General features: G+C 70.4%; 13 protein-coding genes. 2 read left to right on the top strand and 11 right to left on the bottom strand.

The features are described 5' to 3' along the window. Nucleotides 1-34: 34 nt before the first annotated feature. The 7 genes from ACZ5XS_RS06180 to ACZ5XS_RS06150 form a co-directional block, all read right to left on the bottom strand. Nucleotides 35-1,810 carry an IucA/IucC family protein gene (locus ACZ5XS_RS06180; RefSeq protein ID WP_468648255.1) on the bottom strand — a complete coding sequence of 592 codons (1,776 nt, stop codon included), beginning with the start codon at nt 1,808-1,810 and terminating at the stop codon, nt 35-37. Further along, nucleotides 1,807-2,376: a GNAT family N-acetyltransferase gene (locus tag ACZ5XS_RS06175; RefSeq protein WP_468648253.1), complete on the bottom strand. Its 570-nt coding sequence runs from the start codon at nt 2,374-2,376 to the stop codon at nt 1,807-1,809. Before ACZ5XS_RS06175 ends, ACZ5XS_RS06180 begins: the two co-directional genes overlap by 4 nt. After that, a complete protein-coding gene (locus tag ACZ5XS_RS06170) occupies nt 2,373-3,653 on the bottom strand; it encodes a lysine N(6)-hydroxylase/L-ornithine N(5)-oxygenase family protein (RefSeq protein ID WP_468648251.1) in 1,281 nt (426 codons plus the stop codon). Before ACZ5XS_RS06170 ends, ACZ5XS_RS06175 begins: the two co-directional genes overlap by 4 nt. Then, on the bottom strand, nt 3,637-5,103 hold the full coding sequence (desA, locus tag ACZ5XS_RS06165) for a lysine decarboxylase DesA (protein ID WP_468648249.1): 1,467 nt from the start codon (nt 5,101-5,103) through the stop codon (nt 3,637-3,639). The genes ACZ5XS_RS06170 and desA overlap by 17 nt, the downstream gene beginning before the upstream one ends. A gap of 165 nt (nt 5,104-5,268) precedes the next feature. Next, entirely contained in the window at nt 5,269-6,138 is an 870-nt protein-coding gene (locus ACZ5XS_RS06160; RefSeq protein WP_468648247.1) for a siderophore-interacting protein, read from the bottom strand. A 132-nt stretch (nt 6,139-6,270) separates the two neighbouring features. After that, entirely contained in the window at nt 6,271-7,317 is a 1,047-nt protein-coding gene (locus ACZ5XS_RS06155; protein ID WP_468648245.1) for an ABC transporter substrate-binding protein, read from the bottom strand. 444 nt (nt 7,318-7,761) lie between these two features. Then, nucleotides 7,762-8,388, bottom strand: coding sequence for a Uma2 family endonuclease (locus tag ACZ5XS_RS06150; protein WP_468648243.1), 627 nt, complete (start codon nt 8,386-8,388; stop codon nt 7,762-7,764). A gap of 355 nt (nt 8,389-8,743) precedes the next feature. On the opposite strand from ACZ5XS_RS06150, the gene ACZ5XS_RS06145 reads away from it, so the two are divergent. After that, entirely contained in the window at nt 8,744-9,301 is a 558-nt protein-coding gene (locus ACZ5XS_RS06145; RefSeq protein ID WP_468648241.1) for a hypothetical protein, read from the top strand. Nucleotides 9,302-9,356: 55 nt separating this feature from the next. On the opposite strand, the gene ACZ5XS_RS06140 is transcribed toward ACZ5XS_RS06145, so the two are convergent. Genes ACZ5XS_RS06140 through ACZ5XS_RS06125 form a run of 4 tightly spaced genes read right to left on the bottom strand, consistent with a single transcriptional unit; the run spans nt 9,357 to nt 15,171 of the window. After that, entirely contained in the window at nt 9,357-10,517 is a 1,161-nt protein-coding gene (locus ACZ5XS_RS06140) for an acyl-CoA dehydrogenase family protein (protein ID WP_468648239.1), read from the bottom strand. A gap of 6 nt (nt 10,518-10,523) precedes the next feature. Continuing rightward, nucleotides 10,524-11,480: a hydroxymethylglutaryl-CoA lyase gene (locus tag ACZ5XS_RS06135; RefSeq protein ID WP_468648237.1), complete on the bottom strand. Its 957-nt coding sequence runs from the start codon at nt 11,478-11,480 to the stop codon at nt 10,524-10,526. Further along, nucleotides 11,477-13,504, bottom strand: coding sequence for an acetyl/propionyl/methylcrotonyl-CoA carboxylase subunit alpha (locus ACZ5XS_RS06130; RefSeq protein ID WP_468648235.1), 2,028 nt, complete (start codon nt 13,502-13,504; stop codon nt 11,477-11,479). Before ACZ5XS_RS06130 ends, ACZ5XS_RS06135 begins: the two co-directional genes overlap by 4 nt. A gap of 14 nt (nt 13,505-13,518) precedes the next feature. Beyond that, nucleotides 13,519-15,171: a carboxyl transferase domain-containing protein gene (locus ACZ5XS_RS06125; RefSeq protein WP_468648233.1), complete on the bottom strand. Its 1,653-nt coding sequence runs from the start codon at nt 15,169-15,171 to the stop codon at nt 13,519-13,521. A gap of 95 nt (nt 15,172-15,266) precedes the next feature. Here ACZ5XS_RS06125 and ACZ5XS_RS06120 point away from each other — a divergent pair, with 95 nt between their 5' ends. Continuing rightward, a complete protein-coding gene (locus ACZ5XS_RS06120) occupies nt 15,267-15,866 on the top strand; it encodes an SACE_7040 family transcriptional regulator (protein ID WP_217240260.1) in 600 nt (199 codons plus the stop codon). The last annotated feature ends 100 nt before the right edge of the window (nt 15,867-15,966 follow it).

The following is a 15,966-nucleotide window of genomic DNA, read 5'->3' as shown; positions in this document are numbered from 1 at the left end:
AGGTGCCCGTCTGTCTGCGGGGACGGGGCGGTGGCTACAGCCCCGCGATGGGGTTCTCCAGCTCGCCGATCAGCTGGAGGGCGCCGGCCGGGTCCGCGAGGTCCACCATCTGCTCGTTGTTGCGCAGTTGGAGGCGGTTGAGGCAGGACAGCGCGAACTCGGGGGCGAACATGTCGTACTGCTTGAACTTGTCGCCGAGTTCGGGCACCGAGCGCTGGTAGTCGCGGGTCACCTCCGCGACCGTGCGCCAGAAGTCGTCCTCCTCCAGGATCCCCTCGGTGGCGAGGTTCGCGGCGAGGAAGCGGAAGAAGCAGTCGAAGACGTCCGTGAAGACCGACAGGAGTTTCTTGTCGTCCGGGACCTCGACGCGCAGCCGCTCCACCGTCGGCGGCAGCACCGCCTCCGGGTCCATGACGGCGATCTCCTCGGCGATGTCCTTGTAGATCGCGCGCTGCACCACGCCGTCCTTCAGAACCAGGATCACGTTCTCGCCGTGCGGCATGAACACCAGGTCATAGGCGTAGAAGCTATGGAGGAGCGGGGTGAAGTAGGCCCGCAGGTAGCGCTGCAGCCACTCCTTCGGCGTCAGACCGGACTGTTCGATCAGCGCGCCCGCGAAGGACGCGCCCTCGTGGTCCACGTGGACCAGGGAGGCCATCGTCGCGAGGGACTCGCCGTCCCGGAGGGAGGACACCGGGCTCTCGCGCCACAGCGCGGCGAGCATTTTGCGGTACGGCGAGTAGCGGTCCGTCGCCTGCTCGTACTCCAGGTGCCGGTAGCCCACGGCCGCCCGCTCCCGGATGATCGTGAGGCCGGTCGACTTCAGCACCGGGTCGCCCTCGATGAGCTGGGCGAGCCAGTCGTTGATCGCCGGGGTCGCCTCCATGTAGGCGGCCGAGAGTCCACGCATGAAGCCCATGTTGAGCACGGACAGGGCCGTCTTCACGTAGTGCTTCTCGGGGTGCGACGTGTTGAAGAAGGTCCGGATGGACTGCTGGGCCAGGTACTCGTCGTCGCCCTCGCCCAGGCACACGAGGTGACCACGGGCGACCTCGGCGGCGAAGGTGACGGTGAGCTTGTTCCACCACTGCCAGGGGTGGACGGGGATGAGGAGGTAGTCCTCCGGGTCCCGTCCCTGGTCCCTGAGCACCTGGGAGAACCGCTCGACCGTGGCCTCGCCCAGCTCGTCCCGCACGAAGGACTCGTACTCGATCCCCACCCCCGCCGTGAACGCGGCCCGCGAGCGGTGCGCGGCCAGCCACACCAGGCGGACCGGGCTCGCGGTCTCGGGGGCGTACGACAGGTACTCGTGGATGCCGAAGCCGAGCCGCCCGTTGTTGGCGACGAAGCAGGGGTGGCCCTCGGTCATGCCGGTCTCGATGGCCTGGAAGTCGCTGTTCACGAGCTCGGCGACCGGGGTCTGCGGCTTGGTGAGCTTGTAGCAGGTGCCGGAGAGGGTGGAGGAGATCTCCTCCAGGTAGACCGGCAGGATCGCGTCGCTCAGACCGAGGGTCCGCTTGAGCTCGATGAAGAAGTCCAGGGCCGCCAGGGGAAGTTCGTCGCCGTCCCTCGTGCGGGTGATCGAGTCGGCGGCCACCTGCCAGTGGTCGAGGGCGTGGCGGGTGGCGGAGAAGCGGTAGCGGGTCAGGCCGTCGTCACTCCGTACGACGTACTCGTCCCCGCCCCCGTCCTTCTCCGGCGCGATCAGCCGCTCGTGCGCGAACTCGGCCAGCGCCTTGCGGATGAGCAGGCGGTTGGCCGTCTCCCAGCGCTCGGGGGAGAGGTGGGCCACGGCGTCGGCGAGGCTCATGCCGCCACCCCCGTCGCCGCGGCGAACTGTTCCCGGGTGCAGAAGCTCAGCAACGCCCTCTTCTCCGGCTTCTGTATCTCGCGGTCGGGCACGAACCCGACGGCTTCGTTCAGGGCGTGGACGGCCTTGTTGGACACGTCGGGTTCGACGACCACCCGGGCGGTGGCGGGGTCCTCGAAGAGGTGCGCCATCACGGCCGTGATGACCGCGCGGGTGAAGCCGTGCACGGGCCGGTCGGTGGGGGCGACCAGGAAGTGCATGCCGACGTCGCCGGGCTCGGGCTCGTACAGACCGACCAGCTCGTGGTGGGCGGGGTCGTACTTCTCCATCAGGAACGCGGGCACGCCGTCGTGCAGGCCGATCAGCGCGTGCCAGTGCTCGTCGGCGGCGATCTCCATGTACGCGCGCTCGACGTCCTCCAGCCTGGCGTCCTGCATCATCCAGAAGGCCGCCTTCGGGTGGGTGACCCAGGAGTGTACGAGCTCGGCGTCCTTGAGGGGGTCGAGGGGGCGGAGGGTGAGGGTGCCCAGGTCGGTGCGGGTGCGGGTGCCGGTGGTGGGGGTCATGCGGCGAACTCCTGGAACGCGATGGTCTTCTCGACCGGGTAGTACTCGCTGCCGAGCAGCTCTCGGATGATGTAGCTGTTGCGGTACGCGCCCATGCCCAGGTCGGGGCTGGTGATGCTGTGCGTGTGGACGCCGGCGTTCTGCAGGAACACGCCCCGGCCGGTCACGTCGATCGCGTAGTTGCGGGCGACGTCGTAGTTGCCCTGGGAGTCGTAGAGCAGCCGGTCGCGGACGGGCTTGAGGAACTCCGGCTCGGCGTACCTGTAGCCGGTGGCCAGGACCAGTCCCTGCGAGGTCAGCTCGTAGTCCTTCTCCTGCTCCTCCTGGCGGAAGGACAGGGTGTACGTGCCCTTCTCGTACCGGGCGCTGTGCAGGGAGGAGTTGGTGAGCAGCCGGGTGGGCACCGGACCGCCGAGGTTCTTCTGGTAGAGCAGGTCGAAGATCTCGTTGATCAGGTCGCCGTCGATGCCCTTGAACAGGTTCTTCTGCTCGGCCGTGAGGCGGTAGCGGGTCTTCTCCGGCAGCGCGTGGTAGTAGTCGACGTACTCCGGGGAGGTCATCTCCAGCGTGAGTTTCGTGTACTCCAGCGGGAAGAAGCGCGGCGAGCGGGTGACCCAGTTCAGCTGGTAGCCGTGGACGTCGATCTCGCTGAGGAGGTCGTGGTAGATCTCGGCGGCGGACTGGCCGGAGCCGACGAGGGTGATCGACTCCTTCTTCTGCAGCTCCCGCTTGTGCTGCATGTAGCGGGAGTTGTGCAGGAAGTCGCCGCCCAGGCCCTGACAGGCCTCGGGGACGTAGGGCGGGGTGCCGGTGCCGAGGACCAGGCGGCGGGCGCGGAAGGTCTCGCCGGCCGTGGTCCTCACGACGTACAGCTCGTCGCCTTCGTCGTACTGGACGTCCGTGACGGTGGTGTCGAAGCGGACGCAGCTCAGTTTGTTCGCGGCCCAGCGGCAGTAGTCGTCGTACTCGACCCGCAGCGGGTAGAAGTTCTCGCGGATGTAGAACGAGTACAGCCGGCCCTTCTCCTTCAGGTAGTTGAGGAAGGAGTACGGCGAGGTCGGGTCGGCGAGGGTGACCAGGTCCGACATGAACGGGGTCTGGAGGTGGGCGCCCTCCAGGAACATGCCCGCGTGCCACTCGAAGCAGGGCTTCGAGTCCAGGAAGATGCCGTCCAGTTCGTCGATGGGTTCGGTGAGGCAGGCGAGGCCCAGGTTGAACGGGCCGAGCCCGATCCCCACGAAGTCGTAACTGCGGGCGGATTCAGGAAGCGCGGTCAAGGGACTCTCCCAGGTACTGCTCGGCATGGCCGGCGATCAGGTCGAGTACGGCGGCCATGTCGTCGGTCGTCGTCTCGGGATTGAGCAGGGTGAACTTGAGGTAGTGGCGGCCGGCCACCTTGGTGCCCGCGACCACCGCGTCGCCGGAGGCGAACAGGGCCTTGCGGGCGTACAGGTTGGCGCGGTCGATCTCGGCCGGGTCGGTGACGGCGGCCGGGATGTAGCGGAAGACGAGGGTGGAGAGGGTGGGCTCGACCACGACGTCGAAGCGCGGGTCGGCGGCCAGCAGCTTCCAGCCCTCCACCGCCAGGTCGCAGACCTCGTCGAAGAGCTGACCGATGCCGTCGGCGCCCATCACGCGCAGCGTCATCCACAGCTTGAGCGCGTCGAAGCGGCGGGTGGTCTGCAGGGACTTGTCGACCTGGTTGGGGATACGTTCCTGCACCATGCGGCGCGGGTTCAGGTACTCCGCGTGATAGGTGGCGTGGCGCAGGGTGGACGCGTCCCGGACCAGCACGGCGGACGAACTCACCGGCTGGAAGAAGGACTTGTGGTAGTCGACGGTGACCGAGTCGGCGCGCTCGATGCCGTCGATGCGGTCGCGGTACTTCACCGAGGCGAGCAGTCCGCAGCCGTAGGCGGCGTCGACGTGCATCCACACGCCGTACTGGTCGCACAGCTCGGCGATCTCGGGCAGCGGGTCGATGGAGCCGAAGTCGGTGGTGCCGGCGGTGGCGACGACGGCCATGGGGACGAGGCCGTCCTGCCTGCAGCGCTCCAGCTCGCGAGCGAGCGCTACGGTCTGCATGCGCTTGTCGGTATCGACGGGGATCGACACGACGGAGTCCTGGCTGAGGCCGAGCAGTTTCGCGGACTTCTGCACGCTGAAGTGGCTGACCTCGGAGGTGAAGATGCGCAGTGCGGAGAAGGAGGCCGGCCCGTCCCACCCGTCCCGGCCCGGCTTCGCCTCCTCGCGGGCGAGGAGCAGCGCCTGGAGGTTGGACTGGGTGCCGCCGGAGGTGAACACGCCGTCGGCGTTCTCGCCGAGGCCGATGCGGGCGGTGGTCCAGTCGACGAGCTTGCGCTCGATGAGGGTGCCGCCGGCCGACTGGTCCCAGGTGTCCAGGGAGGAGTTGACGGCGGAGAGGACGGCCTCGCCGACCACGGCCGGGATGACGACCGGGCAGTTGAGATGGGCGAGGTAGCGGGGGTGGTGGAAGTAGACCGCGTCCCGGAGGTAGACGTCCTCCAGTTCGTCGAGCACCGCGCCGGTGTCGTGCAGCGGCTTGTCGAGGTCGATCGCGTCGATCGTGGGGGAGAGGGCGTCGACCGTGACGCCGGTGAACGGACGGTTCGTGGTGGCGAGTTTGGCCGCCACCCGCTCTATTCCTTCCGTCACGGAGCGGCGGTAGTGCTCCGCGGTCGTGTCGTTGAGCAGGTGCGAGCGCATGTGCAAGTCCTCCGGTGGGGACAGTCCGTGGGGCGGGGGAGCGGGGCGGAGCCTCGGCTTCAACTTAGGTTAACCTAACCTAAGTAACGTGCACGACACGCGGCCCCTGCCGTGACTGCGGTCACTCTGAACGCAGCCCCGCCTCGGGCGAGTTGGACGTTTCGGTCATTCCTGCTCGCGCAGCTGCTCCTCGGTCAGGCCCTGCCGCCAGTAGCCGACGAAGGTGACTCTGCGGCGGTCGAGCTCGCGCTCCCGCACGAAGTGCCGGCGCAGCTCCTTCACACACCCGGACTCGCCCGCGATCCAGACGTACGGGTGCTCGGCGGGCGGGAGTCGAGTGTCACGCAGGGCGCTGAGGGCCATGGGGGAGCTCTGGGTGCCGCTCTTCTCGTCCTGCACCAGCCAGGTGATCTCGGCGTCCGCCCGCGTCACCACGTCCTGGATGTCAGCGGCGTGCGGGACCTCCAGCCAGACCCGGGCGCTAAGGCCCGCCGGCAGCGACTCGACGATGGAGCAGGCGGCCGGTACGGCGGTCTCGTCGCCCCAGATCACCACCAGGTCGGTGTCTTCGGGCGGGCGGAAACGGATCGCCCGGTTGTCCGCGATCGCCGGGCCGAGCAGGACGACCTGGTCGCCGGCGGCGGCGTCCGCGGCCCACCGGGAGGCGGGGCCGGCCTCGATGGCCGCGTCCGGCTCGACGCCGTGCAGCACGAAGTCGATGTCGATCTCGGCCGTGCGGCCGTAGGCGTCCCGCCGCAGGGCGCGGAGCGTGTACGAGCGCATCACCGCCCTTACGTCGTCCGGGAGTTCGCGCCAGCCCTGCCACCAGCCGTCGCCGAGCTCGATCGGAACCCGGGGCTCCTTCTGGCCGGGGTGCGGGATGAACAGCGACAGGGACTGGTCCCGCCCGTCGGAGTGGAAGTCGCGGAGGTCGGGGCCGTCGAAGGTGACCCGGACCAGGGACGGGCCGAGCCGCCTCGTCCGCACGACCTGGAGGGAGAAGAAACGGAACGGGGCGGCTACGGCGGTGGCCATGGGGTAACTCCTGAATCGACGTCAGGTACAGGTGCCTGGGGGCGCGGGGCTGGGCCGATATGCGGCTTCGCCGCGGGGCGCGACCGGCCACAACCGGCCCGCGGTCACCCGGCAAAGCTCAGCGACCCCTGGTCAGCTGACCTTCTTCGCCTTCTCCAGCGCCTCGGCCAGGCTGGTGAGCAGCGGGGTGCACTTGGCGTAGGACAGGATCGGCTCGGGGGAGCGCGCGATGACCTGGCCGGCCTTGACGGCGGGCAGCTTCTTCCAGGTGGCCTCGGTGATGTCGGCCGGCTGGATGGTCGAGGAGCGGTCGTCCATCATGATGATGTCGGCCTTGTACTTGTCGACGTTCTCCCAGCTCAGCGACTCGAACCAGCCGCCACCGACCTTCTTCGCGCTCTCCGGGGGCTCGACGAAGTTCACGCCGAGGGCCTTGAAGTACTCCAGGTCGATGGAGAGGTTGGTGCCGGAGACGTAGAACAGCTCCGCGCTGGCGGAACCGGCCATCACCTTGATGTCGGGCTTGGCCTTGGCGGCCGCGCGCAGGCGGGTGGCCGCCGCCTCGAAGGCCTTCTTGGCATCCGTCACCTTGGCGGAGGTCAGGTCGCCGCCGAGGGACTCGGCCAGCTGCCACATGCGCTCCAGCGGCTGGGTGAGCTGGCGGTCGTAGACGGAGATGCCGACGCTCGGGGCGAGCTGGGCGATCTTGTCCTTCGACGCCTCGGGGACGTACCAGAGGGTGCCGGCGTCGTCGAACAGCGTGGAGATCAGCACGTCGGGCGCGAGGGCCGCGTACTTCTCGACGTTGAACTGGTCCCAGGCGTTGCCGAGGACGGTGAGCTTGCTGATGTCCATGTCGCCGGCCTGGACGTCGGCCTTGCCGTCCGCGGTCTTGGTGGGGCCGAAGACGCCCTTGACCGAGATGCCGTAGTCGTAGAGGGCGGCGGCGACGCCGGTGAAGGCGACGATGTTGGCAGGGGCCTTGTCCAGCTTCACGGTCGTGCCGCGGTCGTCCTTGAAGCTCCAGGGGCCGGAGGCCTTCGCGGACGCCGTCGAGTCCGAGCCGCTGCTCTCCGAGTCGCCGTCCCCGCACGCGGCGAGGAAGGCGCCGAGGCCGAGCGCACCCCCGGTGGCGAGTATCCCGCGGCGGGAGAAGTGGGCGGTTGTGGCGTTCGACATGGAATGGGTCTGCTTTCGTGCGTACGGGGGCCACTGGGGGGTCCGCGCCTGCGGGTGGCTGGAATCAGGCTTAGGTTAGCCTAACCTTGCACGCTGTCCAGGGGGCACCCGGTACCTGTTCCCCTGCTGTGGGGGGCGATACCCGGGACTTCTGTGAAGCGAGCCACAAACGCGTGCGGGGTCCCGCGGAACGGCCCCCGCGACATCACGCCGACGAACTCCCGTACGGAGCCCGCCCCTTCGCGCCCTCGGCCTCAGCTTCCCTGGGCGCTCCCCGGCGCCGCCAACCTCGTCTTGGGCGTGGCCGCCGTCGTTTCCCCCGTGGTTTCTCATGCAGTTCGCGAGCAACTACCCCCTGGCGGCTCTGGGCCCCACCAGCCGCGAACCACGGACGACGACGGCACGTTGCCGTGGGCGATTCCGCTAAAGCCCGTCAGAGCCAGTTCACTCGGGGACGTGACCGGAATCCGCTTCAAGCTCGGTTTCGGGTGCGCGGCGAAGGAACCCTGAGGTGTCCAGCTCGAAGTCGAAGGGAGCGGGAACCCGCACGGGCCGCCCGAACGGGACGTTGGTCCGCGACCGGTATCCCTTCGGAGACGGGTCCCAGAAGACCGAGACCTCCTGCACCTGCATGTCGAGCACGAGGTACACCGGCACGATCCGCCCGTACGTGTCCAGCTTGTCGAGCCAGTCCGCATCCTTGGCGGAGTCGGAGGTCAGCTCGGCGACGAGGGAGAGGGCGGCGCCGTCGGCGTGGCGGCCCTCGGCGTCGAACGCGGATTCGTCGGCGACGAAGAGATCGGGGCCGAAACCGCGCTCAGCGGGAGGAAACACGAAGAGGAACGGCGAGGTCTCGGTGACGTGCCCGTCGGGGGCGTGGGCCTCTACCTGTGCGCGCAGCCTGCGCATGGGACGCAGGTAGCGCAGCTTCGACCACGGCGACACGACGATCTTCCCCCGGATGAGCTCGGCCTTGTAGCCGTCAGGTGTGTCCAGTTCCTCGACGATCCGGAGCATGTCTTCGAAGGCTCCGGCCGGAGGAGCGTCTATGGGCGCAGGTCGCTCGGTCATGGCGGGCACCGCGATCATCCATTGATTACAGAGCGTGTCGCTCGCTCCACGATAGCGTCGCCCCGCATCGACCGCCCGCGACTCGGCACCCCTCACGCCGCAGCAACCCGCCCCGCAGCCTCCGGCCCCACCTCACACCACAGCAGCTTCCCGCCGCGCCCGATTGGGGGGCGTACTCCGTCGAGGTCGTCCAGCCGAGGCGGTTGGTCGTCGTCGACTTGGTCGCCAGGCCGTACGCATTGTTCGTGTAGGTGGTCGAGGACGTGTACGGTCGCGGCTCGTCGGGACCGGGCGCCTGCGCCTCGACCCGGAGCGGCTGGCCGGCGGCCGGCCGCTGGAGCGCGGGGTCCACGAAGTGTGGGCGTACGTCCAACTGCTGGGCGTCGACCGGATGGTCCGCATGACCGGCGACGGCACTCCGAGCGCCCCGGCCGCGGGCCCGGCGCTGACCGGCGGGCGGCTCGCTCTCCCGTACTGGACGGCAGGCAGGGGCCAGCTCACCCTCGATCTGGACCAGCGCCTGCGAAGCCTCGGCGCCGACACGACCAGTGCCGCCGCCGGGAACGCCGCGCGCGGCAAGACGTCACTCCCGCTGCCGTACGTGGCGACGGCGGACAGCGCCCCGGTTCCCGTCAAGGCCACCGTGTCCGCCCTGACAGTGGAGGCCAAGCTGACGTCCGGCGCCGACGGAACGGCGCGGCTGCGCCTCCCGGCCCGCCTCAAGCTGCCGACCGGACGTCACGCTGTCACCCTCCCGAAGGCGGACACTCCGGTCGCGTACGCCGTCGTCCGGGACGGGACGCTGCTGCGTCTGGAGGGCCCGGCGTACGAGGCCGGCACCGGGCGCCGGCTCCGGGACGCGGTCGCCGACAACCGTCACGTCCGGCGTGCACGGCGGCGGTTGGGCCGTTAGGGCCGAGTGGACCTCGCCGGCCCGCTTCCGCGCGGACGCGGGCCGGCGCCGGCACTCAGCCCGTCAGGCCCAACTCCCGCGCGATCAGCATGCGCTGGACCTCGCTCGTGCCCTCGCCGATCTCCAGGATCTTGGAGTCGCGCCACATGCGGGCGACCGGGTACTCGTTCATGAAGCCGTAGCCGCCGTGGATCTGGGTGGCGTCGCGGGCGTTGTCCACCGCGATCGTCGAGGAGTACAGCTTCGCGAGCGCCGCCTCCTTCTTGAAGGGCTCGCCCGACACCAGGCGGGACGCCGCGTCGCGCCAGGCGAGGCGGGCGGTGTGGGCCTTCATCTCCATGTCGGCGATCTTGAACTGGATGGCCTGGTTGGCGCCGATGGGGCGCCCGAACGCGTGGCGTTCCTTCGCGTACCTCACCGACTCGTCGACGCAGCCCTGGGCGAGGCCCGTGGCCAGGGCCGCGATGGCGATCCGCCCCTCGTCGAGGATGCGCAGGAACTGGGCGTAGCCCCGGCCCTCCTCGCCCAGCAGGTTCGCCGCCGGGACCCGGACGTCGGAGAACGACAGCTCACGGGTGTCCGAGGCGTTCCAGCCGACCTTCGAGTACGGCGCCGCGACCGAGAAGCCAGGGGTGCCCGAAGGGACGATGATCGCGGAGATCCGCGGACCGCCGTCCGGCTTGCGGCCCGTCACCGCCGTGACCGTGACCAGGCCCGTGACGTCCGTGCCCGAGTTGGTGATGAAGCACTTGGTGCCGTTGATCACCCACTCGTCCGTCTCCGGGTCCAGGCGGGCCGTCGTGCGCGTCGCGCCCGCGTCCGAGCCGCCGTCCGGTTCCGTGAGGCCGAACGCGCCGAGCATCTCGCCCGTGCACAGACGGGGCAGCCACTCCCGCTTCTGGGCCTCCGTGCCGTACAGGTGGATCGGCATCGCGCCCAGCGAGACGCCCGCCTCCAGCGTGATCGCCACCGACGAGTCGACGCGCGCCAGTTCCTCCAGCGCGATACCGAGGGCGAGATAGTCGCCGCCCATGCCGCCGTACTCCTCCGGGAACGGCAGCCCGAACAGGCCCATGCGGCCCATCTCGCGGACGATCTCGTACGGGAACTCGTGCCGCTCGTAGAAGTCGCCGATCTTGGGGGCGACGACGTCGTGCGCGAACTCCTCGACTGTGCGCCGGAGTTCCTCCAGCTCGGGGGAGAGACGGTGGTCCATGGCAGGTCACTGCTCCTTGGGGTCCTTGTGGGACAAGGCTCGGACGGTACGAGAAGGGCTGGGTCGGCCCAGTTGTGCGGCCATCCACGCGCTCGTGGCGACGAGGTGGCCGAGGTCGACCCCGGTGTCGATGCCGAGGCCCTGAAGCATCCACACGAGGTCTTCGGTGGCGAGGTTGCCGGTCGCGGACTTCGCGTACGGGCAGCCGCCGAGGCCGCCCGCCGAGGCGTCGACCGTGGTGACGCCGTACTGGAGCGCCGCCAGGGTGTTGGCGAGCGCCTGGCCGTACGTGTCGTGGAAGTGCACGCCCAGCGCGCCCGTGGGGACCCGCTGTTCGGTGAGCTCGGTGAGCAGTGCGAGGACGTGGCCCGGCGTCGCCACGCCGATCGTGTCGCCCAGGCTCAGCTCGTCGCAGCCCATGTCGAGGAGGGCCCGGCAGACCCGGACGACCTGCGGGACCGGCACCGCCCCCTCCCACGGGTCGCCGAAGCACATCGACAGGTAGCCGCGCACGTGGACGTCCTGTGCCTTCGCACGTGCCACCACCGGCTCGAACATCGCCAGTGCCTCGTCGACCGTGCGGTTGAGGTTGGCCTTGGCGAAGGACTCGGTGGCGCTGGCGAAGACGGCGACCCGGCGGGCGCCCAGCGCGAGGGCCCGGTCCAGGCCGCGATCGTTCGGCACGAGGACCGGGAGCGCCACCTCCAAGTCGCTGACGAGCGGGAACAGGTGCTCCGCGTCGGCCAGTTGGGGCACCCACTTCGGGTGGACGAAGCTGGTCGCCTCGATCGTCGTCAGGCCCGCGTCGGCCAGCCGACGGACGAACTGAGCCTTGACCTCCGTGGGGACGGTGCTCTTCTCGTTCTGCAGGCCGTCCCGGGCACCGACCTCGTGGATGCGGACACGGGCGGGCAGGCCCGGGGCCGGTACGACCATGGGCAGGCCGCGTTCGGGAGTGCTCATGCGGTCTCCTCCTCCGCCGGGGTGATGACGGCCAGCACCTGGTCCATGGCGACCGTCGACCCCGGCGCCACGTCCAGTTCGGCGACCGTGCCGGCGTGCGGGGCGGAGATGACGTGCTCCATCTTCATCGCCTCGACGACCAACAGGCTCTGCCCGGCGCTCACCTCGTCGCCCACGGCGACCTTCACGACGGTGACCGTGCCGGGCATGGGCGCGGTCAGCGAGTCGGCGCCCGCGTGCCCGGCCCGGTTGAGGGAGGCGGCGACCGGGTCGTGGTCGCGCACCTGCCAGGCGTCGCCGTCGCGGCCCAGCCAGGTGCCGCCCGGCAGCGCGGCGAAGGTGTGGGCGACGCCGTCGAGGTGGACGGTGAAACGGGCGTCACCGCCGGGGCCCGGGGGCGGTCCGGCGCGCACCGGGAGGGGCACGTCCGCGCCGTCGGGGAGCACTTCCGCCCCGCCGTCCGGCGTGCTGCGCACCCGGACGGTGCACGGGTCGTGCCCGGCCACCCGCAGGTGGTGCGCCGTCCACGCCCGTTCCCCGCCCAGGCGCCAGCCGGTGGTGGCCGAGAACGGGTCGATCCAGCCGCTCCCCTGTGCGGTCTCCTCCGGACCGAGGGCGGCCTGGCGCAGCAGTGCCGCCGCCGCGTAGACCTCCCGCGGCACGTCGGCCGGGACGAGTCCTTCGGCCTCCCGCTCCACCAGCCCCGTGTCCAGCTCGCCCGCCACCACCGCCGGATGCGCGAGCAGCCGCCGCAGGAACCCGGCGTTGGTCGGCACGCCCAGCGTGACCGTCTCCGCGAGGGCCGCCCGGAGCTTCCTGAGCGCGGTCGCCCGGTCCGGGCCGTACGCGATCACCTTGGACAGCATCGGGTCGTACAGGCTGCCGACCTCGGTGCCCTCGCTGAGCCCGGAGTCGGTGCGGATCCCGTCGCCCTGCGGCTCGCTCAGCCTCAGCAGCGTGCCGCCGGAGGGGAGGAACCCGCGCGCGGGGTCCTCGGCGCAGATACGGGCCTCGACGGCGTGCCCGGTGAGCTCGACGTCCTTCTGCCCGAAGGGCAGCGGCTCGCCCGCAGCGACCCGCAGTTGCCACTCCACCAGGTCGAGGCCGGTGACCAGCTCGGTGACCGGGTGTTCCACCTGGAGGCGGGTGTTCATCTCCATGAAGTAGTACGAGGACGGGTCGTTCCCGGGGACGATGAACTCGACCGTGCCCGCGCCCGCGTACCCGCACGAACGCGCCGCCTGGACCGCCGCCTCGCCCATCGCCGCGCGGGTCTCCTCGTCGAGGAGCACGCTGGGCGCCTCCTCGATGATCTTCTGGTGGCGGCGCTGGAGGGAGCACTCGCGCTCGCCGAGATGGACCACGTGCCCGTGGCCGTCCGCCAGGACCTGGATCTCGATGTGCCGGGGCCGGTCGACCCACCGCTCGACGAGGAGCGTGTCGTCACCGAAGGAGGCGCGGGCCTCGCGGCGGGCGGCGGCGATCTCGTCGGCGAGCACCGCGGCATCGCGCACCAGCCGCATGCCCTTGCCGCCGCCGCCCGCGCTCGGCTTCAGCAGCACCGGCATGCCGATCTCTTGGGCGGCGTCGGCCAGTTCGGCGTCGGTGAGTCCGCTGCCACTGGATCCGGGGACGACCGGCACGCCGGCCGCCCGCACCGTCTCCTTGGCGCGGATCTTGTCGCCCATGAGCGCGATCGCCTCGGCCGGCGGCCCGACGAAGACGAGCCCGGCGTCGGCGCACGCGCGCGCGAAGCCGGCGTTCTCGGCGAGGAAGCCGTAGCCGGGGTGGACGGCCTGGGCGCCGGTGCGGGCGGCCGCCGCCAGCAGCCGCTCGGCGGACAGATAGCTCTCGGCGGCCGGCGCGGGACCGATCCGTACGGCCGTGTCGGCCTCCCGGACGTGCCGCGCGTCCGCGTCCGCGTCGGAGAAGACGGCCACCGAGCGCACGCCGAGCGACCGCAGCGTACGGATGACGCGGACGGCGATCTCGCCCCGGTTGGCCACAAGCACTGTGTCGAACATCGTGTGGAAGTCCCTCACATCCGGAAGACGCCGAACTGGGGGTCACCCAGCGGGGCGTTCGCACAAGCGGTCAGAGCCAGTCCCAGCACCTGCCGGGTGTCGAGCGGGTCGATGACCCCGTCGTCCCACAGGCGGGCGGTGGCGTAGTAGGCGTTGCCCTGGCGCTCGTACTGCGCGCGGATCGGTGCTTTGAAGGCCTCTTCCTCCTCCGCGGGCCACATCTCCCCGCGGGCCTCCGACTGGTCGCGCTTGACGGTCGCGAGGACGGAGGCGGCCTGTTCGCCGCCCATGACCGAGATCTTGGCGTTGGGCCACATCCACAGGAAGCGGGGGGAGTAGGCCCGGCCGCACATGGAGTAGTTCCCCGCGCCGTACGACCCGCCGACCACGACGGTCAGCTTCGGCACGCGCGTGCACGCCACCGCCGTCACCATCTTGGCGCCGTGCTTGGCGATGCCGCCGGCCTCGTAGTCCTTGCCGACCATGAAGCCGGAGATGTTCTGCAGGAAGAGCAGCGGGATCCCGCGCTGGTCGCACAGCTCGATGAAGTGGGCGCCCTTCTGGGCGGACTCGGAGAACAGGATGCCGTTGTTGGCGACGATCCCGACCGGGTGGCCGTGGACGCGGGCGAAGCCGGTGACGAGGGTCTGCCCGAACTCGGACTTGAACTCGGCGAAACGGGAACCGTCGACCACGCGCGCGATGATCTCGCGCACGTCGTAGGGGGTGCGGGAGTCGGCCGGCACCGCGCCGTACAGCCCGTACGGGTCGACCTTCGGTTCGGTCGCCTCGGTCACCTTCCAGGGCAGGGGGCCGCGCCCGGGGAGCGTGGCGGCGATGGTCCGCACGATCCGCAGGGCGTGCGCGTCGTCCTCCGCGAGGTGGTCGGTGACGCCGGACACGCGCGCGTGCACCTCTCCGCCGCCGAGCTCCTCGGCGGTGACGACCTCGCCGGTGGCGGCCTTCACGAGCGGGGGACCGCCGAGGAAGATGGTCCCCTGGTTACGCACGATCACGGCCTCGTCGCTCATCGCGGGGACGTACGCCCCGCCGGCCGTGCACGAGCCGAGCACCGCGGCGATCTGCGGGATCCCCGCCCCCGACATCCGGGCCTGGTTGTAGAAGATCCGCCCGAAGTGCTCCCGGTCGGGGAACACCTCGTCCTGCATGGGCAGGAAGGCGCCGCCGGAGTCCACGAGGTAGAGGCACGGGAGGCGGTTCTCCAGCGCCACCTCCTGCGCGCGCAGGTGCTTCTTCACCGTCATCGGGTAGTACGTCCCGCCCTTGACGGTGGCGTCGTTGGCGACGATCACGCACTCGCGTCCGGCGACCCGGCCGATCCCGGCGATGACACCGGCGGCCGGTGCCTGTCCGTCGTACATCCCGTCGGCCGCGAGGGGCGCCAGCTCCAGGAAGGGGGAGCCCGGGTCGAGGAGCGTGTCGACCCTGTCCCGGGGCAGCAGCTTCCCGCGCGCGGTGTGCCGTGCCCGCGCCTTCTCACCACCGCCCAGCCGGGCCGCGGCCAGCTTGCCGCGCAGCTCCTCGACGAGTGCGAGGTGGGCTTTCTCGTTGGCCCGCCAGGCCTCCGACGCGGGATCTTCCCCCACGCTCGAAAGGACTCGCGCGGGGGGACCCCCATCGCTCGTCAGCTCCGCTGCCTCGTGCATTCTGCGGTCCCCTCACCCAGCGATCGACTGTTAATGAGCGTTAACCATTTCCATCAGGTTAACGACCGCTAACCTCCCTGTCTAGAATTACTTCCATGGCCACCAGAACCGACGCCCCCACCCGCCGCGAGCAGATCCTCAAAGAGGCTGCGCGGCTGTTCGCCGAACGCGGTTTCCACGGCGTCGGTGTCGACGAGATAGGCGCCGCGGTCGGCATCAGCGGCCCCGGTCTCTACCGCCACTTCGCCGGCAAGGACGCGATGCTCGCCGAGCTGCTGGTCGGGATCAGCGGGCAGCTGCTGACCGGAGCGAAGCGACGCGTCCAGGAGGCGGACGGCGTGGGTGCCGATGCCCTCCTCGACTCCCTCATCGAGGGCCACATCGACTTCGCCCTCGACGACCGCCCACTGATCACGTTGCACGACCGCGAGCTGGACCGCCTGCGGGACAGCGACCGCAAGCTGGTGCGGCAGCTCCAGCGGCAGTACGTCGAGCTGTGGGTGGAGGTCGTGCGGGAGGTGTACCCGGCGCTCGGTGAACCGGCGGCGCGGTCCGCCGTGCACTCGGTGTTCGGGCTCCTGAACTCGACGCCGCACCTCGGAAGACCGGGGGCGCTGCCCGGGCGGGCGGTGACGGCGGGCTTGCTGCACCGGATGGCACGGGGGGCGTTCGGGGCGGCGGGCGGGGTGGCGTAGGCCTGTCCGGCGGATCATGCCGCAGACGCGGGGCCTGGCACGCCGATCTGTGGCGTTGCAGTCGGTTGCCGACTCCCCACTCTCGACTTCGCCCGAGCGG

The organism is Streptomyces sp. NPDC033131 (genome assembly GCF_055578365.1).
This window is presented reverse-complemented; position numbering and strand designations above follow the sequence as displayed.

Excerpts from the sequence above, each read along its gene's own strand:
- ACZ5XS_RS06180 (WP_468648255.1), bottom strand. The coding sequence starts at position 1,810 with ATGAGCCTCGCCGACGCCGTGGCCCACCTCTCCCCCGAGCGCTGGGAG.
- ACZ5XS_RS06175 (WP_468648253.1), bottom strand. The coding sequence starts at position 2,376 with ATGACCCCCACCACCGGCACCCGCACCCGCACCGACCTGGGCACCCTC.
- desA (WP_468648249.1), bottom strand. The coding sequence starts at position 5,103 with ATGCGCTCGCACCTGCTCAACGACACGACCGCGGAGCACTACCGCCGC.
- ACZ5XS_RS06160 (WP_468648247.1), bottom strand. The coding sequence starts at position 6,138 with ATGGCCACCGCCGTAGCCGCCCCGTTCCGTTTCTTCTCCCTCCAGGTC.
- ACZ5XS_RS06155 (WP_468648245.1), bottom strand. The coding sequence starts at position 7,317 with ATGTCGAACGCCACAACCGCCCACTTCTCCCGCCGCGGGATACTCGCC.
- ACZ5XS_RS06150 (WP_468648243.1), bottom strand. The coding sequence starts at position 8,388 with ATGACCGAGCGACCTGCGCCCATAGACGCTCCTCCGGCCGGAGCCTTC.
- ACZ5XS_RS06140 (WP_468648239.1), bottom strand. The coding sequence starts at position 10,517 with ATGGACCACCGTCTCTCCCCCGAGCTGGAGGAACTCCGGCGCACAGTC.
- ACZ5XS_RS06135 (WP_468648237.1), bottom strand. The coding sequence starts at position 11,480 with ATGAGCACTCCCGAACGCGGCCTGCCCATGGTCGTACCGGCCCCGGGC.
- ACZ5XS_RS06130 (WP_468648235.1), bottom strand. The coding sequence starts at position 13,504 with ATGTTCGACACAGTGCTTGTGGCCAACCGGGGCGAGATCGCCGTCCGC.
- ACZ5XS_RS06125 (WP_468648233.1), bottom strand. The coding sequence starts at position 15,171 with ATGCACGAGGCAGCGGAGCTGACGAGCGATGGGGGTCCCCCCGCGCGA.
- ACZ5XS_RS06120 (WP_217240260.1), top strand. The coding sequence starts at position 15,267 with ATGGCCACCAGAACCGACGCCCCCACCCGCCGCGAGCAGATCCTCAAA.